The organism is Syntrophorhabdaceae bacterium, from assembly GCA_028713955.1.
Classification (GTDB): Bacteria; Desulfobacterota; Syntrophorhabdia; order Syntrophorhabdales; family Syntrophorhabdaceae; genus UBA5609.
The window spans coordinates 1-16,452 of the sequence record JAQTNJ010000050.1 but is presented as its reverse complement, the minus strand read 5'-3'; the positions used below and the strand labels follow the sequence as shown (position 1 = coordinate 16,452).

At 47.0% G+C, this 16,452-nt stretch carries 11 protein-coding genes; 3 read left to right on the top strand and 8 right to left on the bottom strand.

Going from position 1 to position 16,452, the window contains the following annotated elements; all coding sequences use genetic code 11:
- Positions 1 to 2,055 (top strand): acyl-CoA dehydratase activase-related protein (locus PHU49_06385; protein ID MDD5243629.1); only part of this gene is annotated, 2,055 nt, incomplete at its 5' end.
- A 205-nt stretch (positions 2,056 to 2,260) separates the two neighbouring features.
- On the opposite strand, the gene PHU49_06380 is transcribed toward PHU49_06385, so the two are convergent.
- The 7 genes from PHU49_06380 to guaB all read right to left on the bottom strand — a co-directional run bounded on the left by PHU49_06380 (position 2,261) and on the right by guaB (position 13,404).
- Entirely contained in the window at positions 2,261 to 3,637 is a 1,377-nt protein-coding gene (locus PHU49_06380; protein MDD5243628.1) for a PAS domain S-box protein, read from the bottom strand.
- 350 nt (positions 3,638 to 3,987) lie between these two features.
- Positions 3,988 to 4,188 (bottom strand): cold-shock protein, encoded by a 201-nt coding sequence (locus PHU49_06375; protein ID MDD5243627.1) that lies wholly within the window; start codon positions 4,186 to 4,188, stop codon positions 3,988 to 3,990.
- Positions 4,189 to 4,625: 437 nt separating this feature from the next.
- Positions 4,626 to 5,984: a hypothetical protein gene (locus tag PHU49_06370; GenBank protein ID MDD5243626.1), complete on the bottom strand. Its 1,359-nt coding sequence runs from the start codon at positions 5,982 to 5,984 to the stop codon at positions 4,626 to 4,628.
- A complete protein-coding gene (locus PHU49_06365; protein ID MDD5243625.1) occupies positions 5,981 to 6,940 on the bottom strand; it encodes an acetyl-CoA carboxylase carboxyltransferase subunit alpha in 960 nt (319 codons plus the stop codon). The genes PHU49_06370 and PHU49_06365 overlap by 4 nt, the downstream gene beginning before the upstream one ends.
- Positions 6,924 to 10,376 (bottom strand): DNA polymerase III subunit alpha, encoded by a 3,453-nt coding sequence (locus PHU49_06360; protein MDD5243624.1) that lies wholly within the window; start codon positions 10,374 to 10,376, stop codon positions 6,924 to 6,926. Before PHU49_06360 ends, PHU49_06365 begins: the two co-directional genes overlap by 17 nt.
- Positions 10,377 to 11,921, bottom strand: coding sequence for a glutamine-hydrolyzing GMP synthase (guaA, locus tag PHU49_06355; protein MDD5243623.1), 1,545 nt, complete (start codon positions 11,919 to 11,921; stop codon positions 10,377 to 10,379).
- 7 nt (positions 11,922 to 11,928) lie between these two features.
- Positions 11,929 to 13,404 carry an IMP dehydrogenase gene (gene guaB, locus PHU49_06350; protein ID MDD5243622.1) on the bottom strand — a complete coding sequence of 492 codons (1,476 nt, stop codon included), beginning with the start codon at positions 13,402 to 13,404 and terminating at the stop codon, positions 11,929 to 11,931.
- Between the two features lie 224 nt (positions 13,405 to 13,628).
- Here guaB and PHU49_06345 point away from each other — a divergent pair, with 224 nt between their 5' ends.
- A complete protein-coding gene (locus tag PHU49_06345) occupies positions 13,629 to 14,585 on the top strand; it encodes an ABC transporter ATP-binding protein (GenBank protein ID MDD5243621.1) in 957 nt (318 codons plus the stop codon).
- Positions 14,561 to 15,499 carry an ATP-binding cassette domain-containing protein gene (locus PHU49_06340; protein ID MDD5243620.1) on the top strand — a complete coding sequence of 313 codons (939 nt, stop codon included), beginning with the start codon at positions 14,561 to 14,563 and terminating at the stop codon, positions 15,497 to 15,499. Before PHU49_06345 ends, PHU49_06340 begins: the two co-directional genes overlap by 25 nt.
- A 164-nt stretch (positions 15,500 to 15,663) precedes the next feature.
- Here PHU49_06340 and PHU49_06335 read toward each other — a convergent pair.
- On the bottom strand, positions 15,664 to 16,452 hold a 789-nt coding region (locus tag PHU49_06335; protein ID MDD5243619.1), incomplete at its 5' end, for a tetratricopeptide repeat protein.

Below are 16,452 nucleotides of genomic sequence, written 5' to 3'. Positions count from 1 at the left end.
GGTGTGGAGAATATTATTGTCGAGACATGTTTTCCGATCAAGCTGGCGCACGGTCATATCCTGAATATCCTCCACAAAGGCGTCAAGCGGATATTTATCCCCAGCGTTATCAACCTCAAGAAACCATCGGAAGACATCCCGAATACCTTCGCCTGTCCCTACGCGCAGTCGATCCCGTATACCGTAAGGGCATCTATCGACTTTGAGGCGATGGGTGTAAAGGTCGACGCGCCGATCATATATTTCGGGGCAGGGAAAGAAGGGGCACTGCGTAATCTTGTACGTTACGGCAAGACGATAGGAAGGTCCAAAAGGGATATAGAAAAGGCATTTGATATTGCCATCGATGTACAGGATACATTCTACAGAAGCTGTCATGAGAAAGGTCAGGAATTCCTGTCACACATTGACGGGAATGATAAAGCGATGGTTATCGTCGGCAGGCCGTATAACAGCGCCGATTCCGGGGCGAACCTGAATATCCACAAGAAATTGATCGATCTCGGTGTCCATCCGATCCCGATGGATATGCTCCCGTTGGATGTACCCGGCGAGATCGATGATGACCTGCGGAACATGTACTGGGGTTATGGACAGAAGATCCTGAGAGCGGCAAAGACCATACGGGACAGGCAGAACCTGTATGCCATTTATATTACGAGTTTTGGATGCGGACCGGATTCATTTATAACACATTTTTTCAAGAGGATCATGGGTGGAAAGCCTTACCTGCAGCTTGAAATCGATGAGCACAGCGCGGATGCCGGTGTCGTGACAAGGCTGGAGGCATTTCTTGACAGCATCAAAAACGCGAAGCCCCGTAAACAGGCGGCAACGCGGAAAATTGCAAAATTTGCAATGGACGGGAAGCGCAGAAAGATCTTTATCCCCTACATGTCGGATCACGCGATCACATTGGCCGGCGCCTTCAGGGCATGCGGCCTTGATGCCGAGGTAATGGAGGAATCAGATGAGAGAACCGTCAATATCGGGAGGAAATTCACATCCGGAAAGGAATGTTACCCCTGTATATTGACAACGGGGGATATGGTGAGGACGATCCGGAGAGAATCCTTTGACCCGGAGAAAAGCGCATTTTTCATGCCTTCCGGCAGCGGACCCTGCCGTTTCGGCCAGTATCACAGGTTCCACAGGATGGTGCTGGATGAGCTTGGACACGGCAACGTCCCGATCTATGCGCCCAACCAGGATGATAGTTTTTACAGGGAATTGCATATCGTGGGCGGAAAGTTTTCACGGCTTGGCTGGAGGGCCTTTGTCGCCGCTGACCTTCTGACCAAGATGCTCCACCAAACGAGACCATACGAGATAAATGAGGGGGAAACTGAAAAGATCTATCGTCAGGCAATACTGAACGCTGCGCAATCGATAGAAGGGGGCAGTGAGGATATCAGCAGGGTACTGAAGGATGAGCTTGGGAAGTTCTTGAACGTAAAAAAGGAAGACGGGAAGAAACCTCTTGTAGGGATCGTGGGAGAGATTTACATCAGGTCGAACAGATTCAGCAACGACAGCCTGGTGAAAAGGGTGGAGAAGATGGGAGGAGAGGTATGGCTTGCCCCCGGCTCTGAGTGGATTGCGTACGTGAATCAGATGAACAAGAAAAAATCCGTGAAGAACAGCAGTATATCGAATTTCATCAACATCATCCTCACGCAGTATATACAGCATAAAGATGAACATATGATGGAGAAGATCTTCGAGGGCTATCTTAGATACGGGAAGGAGCCGAAGGTGAAAGGGATACTTGAAAAGGCCAGCCCATATATCGATGAGAGCTTCGAAGGAGAGGCCATACTGAGTGTCGGCAAGAGCATCGATTTCATCGAAAAGGGGACCTCAGGCATTATCAACGCCATGCCCTTTACCTGCATGCCGGGCACGATCTCCAGCGCGATCATGCGGTTGATACAGAACCGGTTCAATATCCCCGTTATCAATATCGCCTATGACGGCCAGGGACTGACCAATATCATGACCAGGCTCGAGGCCTTTATGCATCAGGTAAAGGAGCACCATAAGGACAGACAGTAGCTCTTTCTCAAAAATTAATTTTCAACATCGGTCAAAAACCTCTTGGAGATTGAAATATTTCTGTATTTACATGAATTTTGTTGAATAGTTTCTCTCCATACTCTCATTGTGAATCTTTTAGGTTTATAATAGGTCGATTGGTTGCCGGTAATATTATATGTTTGTGAACTGGAAAAATAATTATTACGGGTAGAAACAAAGCAAATTATGACGCTGTTGCTTCAAATGCAAAGCCCTTCTCCCTGAATAACCGTGTACACGCATCAACGGCTTTTGTATCATAGAAGATGCCTTTGTTCTTCTCAATCTCTTCGAGTGCTACATCGATACCCCTTGCCGGTCTGTACGGCCTGTGGGAGGCCATGGCTTCAATGACATCAGCTACAGCAATAATCTGGGATTCGAGAAGAATCTGGCCATTCTTGAGACTTTGAGGGTAACCTGAACCGTCTAACCTTTCATGGTGCTGGAGGACTATTTCGGCTATGGGATAAGGCAACTCAGCGTCTTTTAGTATGTTGTATCCTGCCTGGGAGTGGACCTTGATGAGGCTGAATTCTATTGCTGTGAGCTTTGTAGGTTTGCTCAGTATCTCGGCAGGAACCGATATCTTTCCGAGATCATGGATGACGCCTGCCATTCTTATTTTATCAATCATATCTTTTGAAAGATTCATCTCCTGAGCAATTGCTCGTGCAAGGTGTGATACCTTCTTCTGGTGACCCGCAGTGTATGGGTCTCGCGTTTCAATTATTAAAGACATTACTTGGATGGTTCCTACCAGGCCCTTTCTCAGCTTCTCCACTGCCTGTTTCAGTTCCTCTTCGGCGAGCTTGCGGGTGGTGATGTCCTTACAAAAACCGAGAACCCTCGTTTCCGAAAGCTTTACGGCATTAACGGTCAAGCAGCATTTTGAACCGTTTTTATGCTTATGCCAAAGGTCAGACGTTGCCGCGCCTGTTGCAATTAATTTTTTAAAGTGAGCCAATCCATCTTCCAAAGATTCTTCGGCAAGTAAATCGCGTATAGACATTTTTTCAATTTCTTCTTTGGAATAGCCGGTAAACTGGCAGGCGGCCTTGTTAGCTTCAAGGTATCGGCCGGTATCATCAACAATAAATACGCCATCAGGGGCACGCTCGATATAATTACGGACCCTTTCTTCGCTTTCCTTAAGCGCTTTTTCCGCCTGCTTGTGGTGGGTGAAGTCATGAGAAAAAATAGTTCCCCTTGATACCTTCCCTTCCTCATTGAAAATAGGGTAGCAATATGTTTCGTAAGATCTCCCTGCCCTGGTATCTTCAAAATGGACCGGCTTACCTGTGGTGAAAACTTTATCCAAATGTTCTTTTCTCGATTTCGCCAACTCAGGGGGGAAATGATCGTATAGACAGGTACCGACAAGTTCCTGAACGTTTTTCCCGAATCTTTCAGCAGCTGTTTCATTTACTAAAAGGATTGTACCGTTCGTATCAATCAATAACAGGGTTTCTCTGGTAGCGTTGACCAATGCCCGGAGGGCTTCTCCGTTTTGATTCGGGTTCTTTTGTACCTGCTTCTTTGCAGAGGTTCTCATAGCCATACTTACCTCACTTACTGGACATTCTTACAAACCTTAGATGGTGAGAATAGGGGGATGGAACCTCTATATGAGCAGAGATAAGTCTTAATCGTTCTCTCTGTCTATTCGCAGTATCTGAATACAATGATATGAAATTTATTATATTTTGCAAGAAAAAACGTTTAACAGGTACTATTTTTCCATAAAAGCCGTACTGACAATTACCGATTGTAATGTTGTATTGAAGACATATGAAAGAAAAACTCTGTTGCAGGAAGCAAAGCGCAACCGCCTGGTCCAAGTCTTTGGTGGAGGAAATAAAAAAGCCCCCCTGATATGAGAGGCTTTTAAGCGAAAATGAAGTTCAGGTCTTACAACTTGCGAACATTCTCAGCAGCAGGGCCCTTAGGGCCTTGGACAACATCGAAGCTGACACGGTCACCCTCAGCCAGCGATTTAAAACCTTCTCCCTGGATTGCGGAATGATGCACGAATATGTCCTTGCCACCGTCCTGCTCGATAAAACCAAATCCCTTTGAATCATTAAACCACTTAACTTTTCCTTCTGGCATCCTTATTCTCCTTTGTATTGGGTTTCTCAGTGAAATCATTTACAATAGTAAGTATGAATAGTTCTTCCTGGAAATGCAAGATTATTCCTTGTTTATCAGCAGGTGCTGATTGCCATCTGAAACGATCAAGTTTTTATGACTCTGCCGGATTGTTGATAACAGGAAGAGATGTTTAAGCTCTCTAAAGAAACGGGCAAGCAGATATAGCTTATGGTGGGATGCTAAGAGAGCCATACCGTGAGTGCTTGCCGCAATCAATATGCGATGACTTTTTGGTTGTTAGTACTTTATCAATCTTCTTTTCGGCGTCAAATAGATATGGCAGTTTTTTTGTATCTAATGGCCTCAAGAAAGCAATGCAACTGGTAACATGATCAAAATGAATGTGTTTGCACGAAATAGGCGGCCCCAGTGTTCCTGTTAATGCAAGGTCAGGGTTAAAACATTATAACGGTCTTCGGGGCTGACAGTATCCTGTCGGCTGCTCTTTTCTGTTTTTCGAGGCCCGCCTTTCCCATAATTGCCTTTGTGTAAATCTTGCCGAGCTCCACGGCGGGCTGATCGAATGGATTGATCTTGTACAGATGGCCGAGATAGGTGATCGCCACTTCATAGAGAAAAAATAAAGCGCCGAGGTTATAGGCGTTTATGTCGTCTAAAAGGATCGAAAAGTTCGGCGTCCCCGCTTCAGTGAGGGAAAGGCTCGTTCCGGTAAACTCCGCATGAAAAAGCTCGTTGAGGTCTTTTTTCGCGAGGTAGTCAAGGCTGTCTATGTAAGGGAAGGTCTTCGGGATCGGTCTTTTCTCCCTGGCGCTGTACAGGAGCATGATGCATTTATCTTTCGGCCCGTCTATATACAACTGGAGCTGGGAATGCTGATCCGTGACACCCATCGATTTCATCGGCGTCGGACCGAAGGAGTTTTTCCCGAGACTCTCCGCCTCGAGCTGCCTGAACCAGTCGGCAAATCCCGACAGTCTCTCACAATAGGGCATGATAACGTGAATATTCCTGCCGCTTTTGTCCATCAGGTAAAGTATGCTCGCAAGGACAATGGCCATATTGTTTGTGTATCTTGCTTTTCTTATGTGGTTTGACATATCGAGGGCGCCGCGTGCTATCTCGTCTATGTCGATGCCCATGACCGCCGACGGAAAGAGACCGACAGGCGTAAGAACGGAAAATCTTCCCCCGACCCCTTCGGGAACGTTCAGGGTATCGTAGCCCTCCTTCTCGGAGATCTGTTTCAGGATGCCCTTCTTTTGATCGGTAATGAGGATGATCCTCTCCCTGAAGCCTTTGCTCTTTTCCATAAGCTTTTTGAATATCATGAACTGTGAGATCGTCTCCGGCGTCTCCCCTGATTTGCTGATGACGACAAGAAGGGTATGCTCGATCTCCTTGCGGACTATATCCACGATCCTGTTTATTGTGTGAGGGTCGATATTATCAAGAATAAAGTATCGCGGCAGGCCTTTTCGTATGCCATCGCTGTAGTTGTGGAAAGGATGGAGCAGGGCTTCGAAGATCGTCTGTGTGCCGAGAGATGAGCCTCCTATGCCGAGGATAACGAGGTTTTTGATCTTTTTTCTTTTTGATCTATTGGCAAGTTTTTTTATCGTCTCGAACTGGAATCTGTTTTTCGGGAGCTCCATAAAACCGTAAGGGTTTTTCCAGAGGGCCTTATTATACTGTTCAAGCTTTAGCGAAGTCTTGTACATCATCTTCTTTTCAAGACCTTCTTTGTTCGTTCTGCTTTTAAGGCTGTTTGTGATATCGAGCGTTATCTGATTCATTTGTTCTCCTCGAAGACACCCATCTTTCGGAATTTATCGTATCGCATGGTCTTGAGATCTTCAGGTTTTTCTTCCAGCAGAGCGTGCAGATTTTTTTTCAATACGGTCTTTGTATTTTGAAAGGATTGTTCCCAATTCCTGTGAGCCCCGCCAAATGGTTCTTCAATAATCTCGTCTATTACATTTAGTTTCAGGAGATCATAGGATGTTGGTTTTAATGCGTCTGCAGCCAGAGGACCTTTTGAGCCATCCCGCCATAGTATGGCCGCGCAGCCTTCAGGTGAGATGACAGAATATGTAGCGTTTTCCATCATCAATATCTTATTTCCCACACCTATTCCCAGCGCGCCGCCGCTCCCGCCTTCACCTATTACTATTGTGATGACAGGAACGCTGAGTGAAAACATGAAATATATACTGGACGCTATCGCCTCGGCTTGTCCTCTTTCCTCAGCGCCTACGCCGGGAAAAGCACCGGGTGTGTCAATGAATGTGATAATGGGTTTTTGCCACCGGTTGGCCATGTCCATAACCCTCATTGCCTTCCTGTAACCGTCGGGATGTGCCATCCCGAAATTCCTGTGAGCCATCTCGCGCACATCTTTTCCTTTCTGGTGGCCGATGACAGCTACTTTTATGCCCCCGTAGTTTGCAAATCCACCGACAACAGCCGGATCATCTTTATATTTGCGGTCACCATGGAGTTCCACAAAATCGCTGAAGATGTTGTGGATATAATCGAGGGTGTGAGGGCGGTTCAGGTGCCTGGAAAGCTGGGAACGCTGCCAGTTCGTGAGCTCCCCGTAGATCTCCTTCTCAACCTTTGAGATCTTTTTTTGCAGGTACTGCACCTCTTTCGAATAATGGGGATCGTTGATATCGTAAAAACGTTCAATTTCATTGATCCTTCTTTCCAAAGGTTCAAGTTTTTTTTCAAAATCAAGATAATATCTCATCGAACACCTCTATGTCGATACCGGCAGTAAAATGTTTCAAGAGTATATCCTTTTTATCGGGGTCTATTGTTATGTGGGGCACGTCTAAAGACCTGCTTTCCCCATTCAGTATAAACTCGAGCGAAACCCTTGAAGGGCCCTTTACGCTGAGAAGAATATCCTTGAGTTTCCTGAGTTCTGTCTTTTTAAATGTTTCACAATGTATCTTTATCTTCACTGCCTTTTTGAAATTTTTTATGCAATCCTCAAGCAATACGATCTGTTTCGATTTCATTTTGATATTTTTGTCATCTGACTTATCAAGCGTACCGGTGATCACAAGTGGTTTACCGCTCTGGATCAGGAAAAGATTCTTTGAGAACAGGTCAGGAAAGATAATTACCTCCATAATTCCTTTTGTATCTTCCAGGGAGATATAGGCCATTTTGTCACCCCTTTTTGTTACTATCTCCTTGCTGGCGCTGACTATACCGACGATCCTTACGTCATCTGATGTTTCGATATCTTTAAGGTTCTGGCTGTCCGCCTGTGTCAGTCTTTTGATAAGCTCTTCGTATGGTTTTAAGGGATGCTGGCTGAAATAAAAACCCATTGACTCCTTTTCTCCACTCAGGATCTCATCGTGAGAAAGCTCCTCTATCTCGGGTATCTTAAAAAATGTATCCGGTTCGGTTGCGGCCCCGAATATATCCATCTGAACGTAAGAACTGTTTGTCCCCTTTTTCGAAAGGGAGCCGGTTTTTTCATTCACAAGGTAGAGTATCTGGGATCTTTTCAAGCCGAGGCTATCGAAACACCCTGCCTTTGCGAAGCTCTCCATAACCTTCTTATTTGCTTTGCGTGAGTCTGCAACGCTGCAAAAATGTGCAAAGGAATTGAATTCACCAACCTGATCCCTGACCTGCAGGATATTGTCGATCGCCGCATCACCGACATTCTTGATGCCGGAGAGTCCGAAGCGTATCTTGTTATCCACGATCTGAAAGGCCTTTCCGCTTTTATTGATATCGGGTGGGAGGACCTCGATACCCGACTCACGGCACTCGGTGATATATTTGATCAGTTTGTCGGTGTCGTTGATCTCGTTCGTGAGCATCGCCGCGAAATAATGGATTGGATAATGCGCCTTGAGGTAAGCCGTCTGGTATGCGATGAGCCCGTAGGCCGTGCTGTGTGATTTGTTGAAGCCGTACTCCCCGAACCTGAGGATAATATCATAGATCCTTTCGGCGGCCTTCGACGAGACGCCGTTTGATATGGCCCCCTGGATAAACTGTTCCTTGTATTTTTCAAGGGCCTCGGGGATCTTCTTGCTGATAGCCTTCCTCAGGGCGTCTGAGTCCTTGAGGGAAAAACCTGCCAGCTTCGAGGCGATCTTCATGATCTGTTCCTGGTATATAATGACGCCGTGCGTATCCTGGAGGATCCCCTCCAACTCAGGGGTTTCATATTTTATATATGCCGGATTGTTCTTTCTCCTGATAAATTCATCAACCATGCCGCTTTTTAACGGGCCGGGCCTGTAAAGGGCTATGAGCGGCATGATGTCATCGAACTTTGTCGGTTTTAATTTTACGAGGAGGTCCCTCATTCCCCTGCTTTCAAGCTGAAATACTCCGGCGGTGTTCCCCGAGGAGAGAAGCTCATAGGTCTTCAGATCATCGAGGGGGATGGTATTGATGTCGATGTCGATGTTCTCAGCGTGGAGGAGCTTGATGACGCTGTCGATCAACGTCAGGGTCTCGAGACCGAGGAAGTCGATCTTTATGAGGCCTATCTTTTCTATGATCCTCATGTCGTACTGGGTGACGGTCTCGTCGTGCTGGCCTCTGTAAAGGGGCAGGTATTCCGTCAGGTGTTTGTTCGATATGACGATGCCGGCCGCATGCGTCGATGCGTGGCGTGCAAGGCCTTCGAGGACCATGGCATTGTCGAGCAGCTCTTTTACACGGTCGTCCTTCTGGTACAGTTCCTTGATCTGCGGTTCTTCCCTGATCGCCTTCTCGATCCCGCTGTCAGTTGATACGATGAGTTTGGCGATCTTGTCGACCTCTGCATAAGGCATCCCCAGCGCCCTCCCCACGTCCCTCACCGCCGCCTTAGACTGCATCGTCCCGAAGGTGATGATCTGGGCGACGTTATCCTTTCCGTATTTATCTGTCACGTACCTGATCACGTCGTCCCTTCCTTTTTTACAAAAGTCGACGTCGATATCGGGCATGCTTATCCTCTCGGGGTTTAAGAACCGTTCAAAGATAAGGTCGTATTTTATGGGGTCGATATCGGTAATGCCGAGACAGTATGCTATGAGACTGCCCGCTGCGGAACCTCTTCCCGGGCCGACAGGGATACCGTTTTCCTTCGCGTAATTGATGAAGTCTGAGACGATCAGAAAATACCCGGCAAAACCTGTTTTTTTGATTACCTCCAGTTCGTAGAGAAACCGCTGCCGGTATTTTTCGAGGCTGTTTTCACCGGGCGTTCGATGCGGTGAGTGGATCTGCTCCATTTTTTTGTTGAAGCCCTCGGTGCAGAGCTTTTCAAAATATTCGTTCAATCCCAGTGAACCAGGTGGAGTGAATTCGGGGAAATGGTAGGTGCCTGTTTCTATGGTCAGGTTGCACATCTCAGCGATTTTGACAGTATTTGAGAGGGCTTCAGGGTATCTGGAGAACGCGAGCTCAAGCTCTTCGGGGGATTTGAAGTAAAACTGGTCGGTGCTGAAGCTCATCCTCGTTTTGTCATTTATCGTTTTTCCTGTCTGTATGCATAAGAGGAGTTCATGTGCCCTTGCATCTTCCTTTTTGAGATAGTGACAGTCATTGGTCGCAACGATAGGGATGCCGTAGTGTTTTGAAAGATCAATAAGCCGCTCATTGATCTTTTTCTGTTCTACAAGCCCATTGTCCTGCAGCTCAAAGAAAAGCCTCTCACCGAACATCTCGCGGTATTCTTCTATGGTCTTTCCCAGCGATCTTTCGTCATCCTTCAGGATGAGATTGGGTATCTCTCCTTTTATGCATGCCGTGAGGCAGATGAGACCGGAGCTGTGGGACCTTAAAAGCTCCTTATCAATTCTCGGAACGTAATAAAAGCCTTCGAGGTGACCCAGGCTTGTGAGTTTAAGAAGATTCCCGTAGCCTTCCTGGTTCATCGCGAGGAGCACTATATGATACGCGTTGTCTTCGCCTTTTGTCCTTTTCTGATCAAAGCGGGATTTTGGCGCGAGATAGGCTTCACAGCCTATTATCGGTTTTATTCCCGCTTCCTGTGCGGTAAAATAGAAATCGACGGCGCCGAACATGTTGCCATGGTCCGTGATGCTGCAGGCTTTCATCCTGTATTGTTTTGCCAGATCGAAGAGCCTGTCGAAGCGGATTGCCCCATCTAAGAGGCTGTACTGTGTGTGCAGGTGAAGGTGGACGAAGTCTGCCATTTACTCCCACTCAATAGTGCTCGGTGGTTTTGAAGAGATATCGTATACAACCCTGTTGACGCCGGGCACTTCATTGATGATCCGTCTTGCCACAATATCGAGTGTTTCAGGGGGGATCCTTGCCCAGTCTGCCGTCATGGCATCTTCGCTCTCCACTATTCTCAGGGCAATGACATTTGCGTATGTCCTTTCATCACCCATAACCCCGACTGTCTTTACAGGAATAAGGATGGCAAATGATTGCCAGATATGCCTGAACTTACCGTTCCTCTCCACCTCATCCCTGACGATGCTGTCGGCGTCCTTCAGTACATTAATCCTTTCTTTTGTCACATCCCCGATAATCCTGATTGCCAGCCCAGGACCGGGGAAAGGCTGCCTGTGGACAATGCTGTCGGGTAACCCCAGTTCCTTCCCGACGATCCTTACCTCATCCTTGAAGAGCTCCCTGAGAGGCTCCAGGAGTCTTAATCTCATCCTTTTCGGAAGCCCGCCCACATTATGATGGCTCTTTATCGTGGCAGAGGGGCCTTTAAAGGAGACACTTTCGATGACATCGGGGTAGAGCGTGCCCTGGGCAAGATACCTTACGTTGCCTATACTTTTTGCCTCTTTCTCAAAGATCCTGATAAAGAGGCTTCCGATGATCTTCCTTTTTTTCTCCGGGTCTTTGACGCCTTTCAGCGCGTTCAGGAAGAGGTCCTCGGCATCAACATATTTTAGATTCATATGGAATTTGCCCTTGAAGGCCTTGAGCACCTCTTGTTCTTCTTTTTTTCTCAGTACGCCGTTGTTTACAAAGACGCTGTGGAGTTTGTTGCCTATTGCCTTATGGATCAACATGGCAACGACTGAAGAATCAACGCCGCCGCTTAATGCGCAGACAACATGTTCATCCCCCACTTCGTTCCTGATCCTTTCAGTTGCCAGCTCTACGAATGATTTTGGTGAGAAGAGCCCCTTTACTTTGCAGACCTTGTAAAGAAAATTCCTCAGTATGCGTTTGCCTTTTCTTGTGTGGTGAACTTCAGGGTGGAACTGGACGCCGTAAATCTTTCCCGCCGTGTCCCGGATGACGGCGTGGGGGGAATTATCAGTGTGCGCGAGGGTGATAAACCCCTTCGGCATCTTTAAGATCTTGTCCTGATGGCTCGCCCATACGATATCCCCGTTACTGACGCCCTCGAGAAACCTGTCGCTTTTATCGACGGTGATATTCGCCTTCCCGTATTCCCTCTTCGGAGATTTATCGACCCGGCCGGAATAGATGCTTGCAATGAGCTGCAGACCATAACAGATCCCCAGGATCGGCACGCCAAGCCTGAAGACCGCATCATCACAGACAGGCGCATCTTTCTCCGTCACGCTTCTCGGGCCGCCGGACAGGATAATACCTTTTGGATTAAGGGATCGTATCTTCTCGATGTCCAGGTTGTGAGGGAATATCTCGCAATATACCCCCAGCTCCCTTACCTTCCTTGCTATGAGCTGGGTATATTGTGACCCGAAGTCGAGTATTACAATTAATTCCTTGTGGTAATCCATGGCTGCCTCATTCTATCCTGTAATTTGGCGCTTCTTTTGTGATAATGACATCGTGGACATGGCTTTCCCTCAAACCCGCTGAGGTGATACGAATAAACCGGCTTTTGGCCTGCAATTCTTTCAGATCGCGGCTGCCTACGTAGCCCATCCCTGCCTTCAGCCCGCCTATGAGCTGATTGATACATATTGATAATGAACCCCGGTATGGGACCCTGCCTTCAATGCCCTCGGGCACTATCTTTGTCTCTATCTCATCCTCCGGGATGCCGTACCTGTCTCTGGATTTTCCTTCTTTCACGGCTTCAAGCGAGCCCATGCCCCTGTAAACCTTGTATGTGCGTCCCTGGTACAGAACCATTTCACCGGGCGTCTCGTCTGTTCCTGCGAAGAGGTTCCCGATCATCACTGAATGGGCCCCGGCCGCGATGGCCTTTGTAATATCGCCGGAAAATTTGATCCCGCCATCGGCGATGATCGGTATGTTATACCGGGCAGCAGCCTTTGATGCTTCGATGATAGCCGAGATCTGCGGCACCCCGATCCCTGCTATGATCCTTGTTGTGCAGATGGAACCTGGTCCTACGCCGATCTTGACGGCATCACACCCCGCCTTGATGAGCGCCACACAAACTTCTTTCGTTGCTATGTTTCCCGCAATGCTCTGTATATCTTTGAAGGTGCTTTTCAAGACCGTGATTGTTTCAATAACATTTTCTGAATGACCATGTGCAGTATCGACAACGATCACGTCACAACCCGCCTTCAGAAGGGCATCAACGCGCTGTTCCCGGTCGCTGCTGACCCCGACGGCTGCTCCTACCCGTAATCTCCCAAGATGGTCTTTGCATGAATAAGGGTACTTTCTCATCTTTTCAATATCCTTGATGGTGATCAATCCTCTCAGGTTGAATTCTTTATCGACGACGAGGAGCTTTTCTATCTTGTGTTTGTGGAGGATCTTTTTTGATTCTTCGAGCGTTATACCTTCTTTAACGGTTACGAGATTATCCTTTGTCATGACATTCTGGACCTTCTCTTCAAGGTTTGTCTCAAACCTCAGGTCTCTGTTGGTGATGATACCGACAAGCTTCTTGCCTTTTGTGACAGGGATGCCGGATATCCTGTATTTTGCCATGAGCTCCAGGGTGTCTTTTATCTTCTGTTCGGGTGTGATGGTTATAGGATCAATGATCATGCCGCTTTCTGATTTTTTTACCTTTTCCACCTCCTGTGCCTGTTCCATGATGCCCATATTCCGGTGGATGATGCCTATCCCGCCTTCCTGGGCCAGACAGATAGCTGTTTTCGATTCTGTAACGGTATCCATGGCTGCGCTTACTATCGGTATGCTCAGTTTGATCGTCCGGGTAAGATGGGTAGAAACATCAACGTCAGATGGCAATATCCTGCTCATTGATGGTACGAGCAGGACATCGTCGAATGTGAGCCCTTCCCGGAAGGTCTTATCACTTTTTTGTGGCATTGTGCACCTCGCTTATGAATAGATAACTTTTAAAAAAAATACCTTTAAAATACCTTATTCCGGAATAGTTTTTAATCTGTAATCATTCTATGTAAGATACGTCTGTGTCTGAAAATCCACATACAAAAGGCTTGCCATTTTGTTTTGGATTAGTATAATGCATAAGGTTCAAATAAGCAAAAAGATTTTATGCTGCGATGATGAACCGCGGGTAAGAGGATAATATGCAATTGCTGGACGTTACAGACCTGAACACGTCTTTTTTTACTGACAAGGATGTTATAAATGCCGTCGATGGCGTGAGTTTTTCCGTTTCCAGGGGAGAGATCTTCGGCCTTATAGGTGAAAGCGGCTGTGGGAAGACCATGACAGCCATGTCTGTTATGAGACTCGTCCAGCCCCCCGGCAGGATAGTAAAGGGCAAGGTTGTCTTTGAAGGCAGAGACCTCCTCGGATTATCAGAGCGGGAAATGGAAGGGGTCAGGGGCGGCAGGATCGGCATGATATTCCAGGAGCCGATGAGCGCCCTGAACCCTGTATTCCGTGTCGGTGAACAGATCAGTGAGGCTATCATCATACATAAAAATGTCGGAAAAAGAGAAGCTAAGGGCAGGGCTATTGAGCTTTTGAAACAGGTCGGGTTTGATGAACCGGAAAAGAGATATGCTCAATACCCGCACCAGTTAAGCGGTGGGCAGAGACAGAGGATCCTTATCGGGATCGCCATATCATGCGGTCCGTCCCTTGTTATCGCTGATGAGCCCACAACCGCTCTGGATGTGGCGACTGAGTCCCAGATCATTAACCTGCTGCAGGATCTGGTGAATGACTTCGCCATGTCGATGATCTTTATTACCCATAACCTCAATATAATGAGAAAATTTGGCAAAAGAATAGGGATCATGTATGCCGGCAGGATGCTTGAGCAGAATCTTGTAGATATCTTTTTTAGAGAACCGCTCCACCCTTACAGTAAGGGCTTGCTCTCGTCTATTTACGGTCTTACGGGCAATGAAAAACGCCTTACGGCTATCCCTGGTTCTGTTCCGAAGCTTGCCGAGCTTCCCCGGGGATGCAAGTTCCATCCGCGGTGTCCTTATGTGATGCCTGTTTGCAGGGAAGGGGAACCGATTATGAAACAGATAGGAAATGGACAATGGGTCAGGTGTTATCTGTATTAGACCTGCGGAGGGTCTACGAGGTAAGGAAATCCGTCTTTTCAGTGAAAAAAGACATTATCAATGCCCTGCGCGGGGTGTCTCTCGAGCTTGACGAAGGGAAAACCATCGGTATCGTCGGTGAGAGCGGTTCCGGTAAAAGCACCCTTGCGAGGTGTATCTTACTTCTTGAAAGGCCTGACAGCGGGACGATCTTGTTTCTCGGCAGGGACCTGTTAAATATGCCGAAAGGAGAGCTTAAAACCCTGCGAAGACAGATGCAGATCATCTTTCAGGATCCATATTCATCATTAAACCCCCGGAAAAAGGTTTTTGATACTATCGCGGAGCCGTTGCTTTTTCATAAGATTGTCGAAAGAAAGGACATAAAGGACAAGGTCATGGAGATCTTGAAGAACGTCGGTCTTGACGAAGGATTTATAAACAAGTATCCCCATGAAATGAGCGGCGGTCAGCGCCAGAGGGTTGCGATCGGGAGGACACTTACGACAGATCCCGCTCTGATCATTGCAGATGAGCCCGTTTCTTCGCTTGATGTATCGATCCAGGCACAGATCGTCAACCTCTTCCTCGATATAAAAGACAGAACGGATATTGCGATGTTGTTTGTATCCCACGACCTCAATATCGTGAGATTTGTCTCTGACGAGATCATCGTTATGTACAAGGGCATGGTGGTTGAGACGGGGACAAGAGATGAGGTCTTTTTGAGCCCGTTTCACCCCTACACGAAGATGCTCATCAATGCCGCAAAGGGAGAATTTTTCAGAAAAGAGGACGAAGCTGTTTTTGACGGGAGCAGGGGATGTTCGTACTATCCGAGATGTGAGGAGAGAAATCCCGCCTGCCGCGATTCCATGCCTCAACTTACCGGCAGTAAAGAGCACAGGGTAGCCTGCTTCCGGGGAAGAGAATAACCAAACATAAGTACACAGAATCACCAAACACCAATAACCAAGCTCCAATTAATCACCAATACCCAATATTCAATAACCAAACAAAGACTTGCCGGTATTTCCCCGTTTGGGTATTCGGTCATTGGTTATTGGATATTATTTGGTGATTGATGTTTGATTATTGGTTATTCTATTTTCCGGTATTGTTTCAGCATCTTCAATATATCCGGGTGTACCTTGTGACCTAATGCGACAGCCCGGTCGATATGGTATATGGCAAGATCATACTGCTTTGCGTAAAGGTAAATAGTGCCAAGATTATTGTGGGCGGCACCTATGTCGGGGTTTAGTTCAAGAGCTTTTTTGTAAGATACCACGGCCTCTTTTTGTCTGCCTGTTGCCAGATAAACGTTCCCCAGATTGTTGTAGGCGTCTGCAAACCCCGGATCGATTTCAATGGCTTTCCGGCAGGCATTTTCTGCGTTTTCATATTCCTGCATAGACAGATACGTTGTGCAGAGGTTATAGTAAGCACGTTCGTTTCCTGGTTTTGCTTCTATTGATTTCTTATACAAGAATATTGCGGCATTCTTGTCTTGTTCATAGTATAGATTGCCTAACAGGTTATACACATCGTCCATACGGGGATTTACCTGAATTGCTTTTAAGCAAAAAGGCAGCGCCTTATTCTTTTCCCCTGTAGTTATGTAGATACGGCAGAGGTTCGCGTTTGCCTGGTCATAGTTTGGACTTATGGCTATCGCGCCGGTAAGATCTCTTATTGCTTCATCGTACTGTTTATTGACAAAATATGCTGCCCCCCTGTTGTTATATGCTATGGAGTTCAAAGGATAATGTTTTATTACATTACCCCAGAGCGTGATCCCGTCTTTCCAGACATGCGTACGATTCCATGTAAAAAAACCGAGCGTAGTCAGTGACAGAACGGTAATGATGACCAGCGTAGTCTTAAG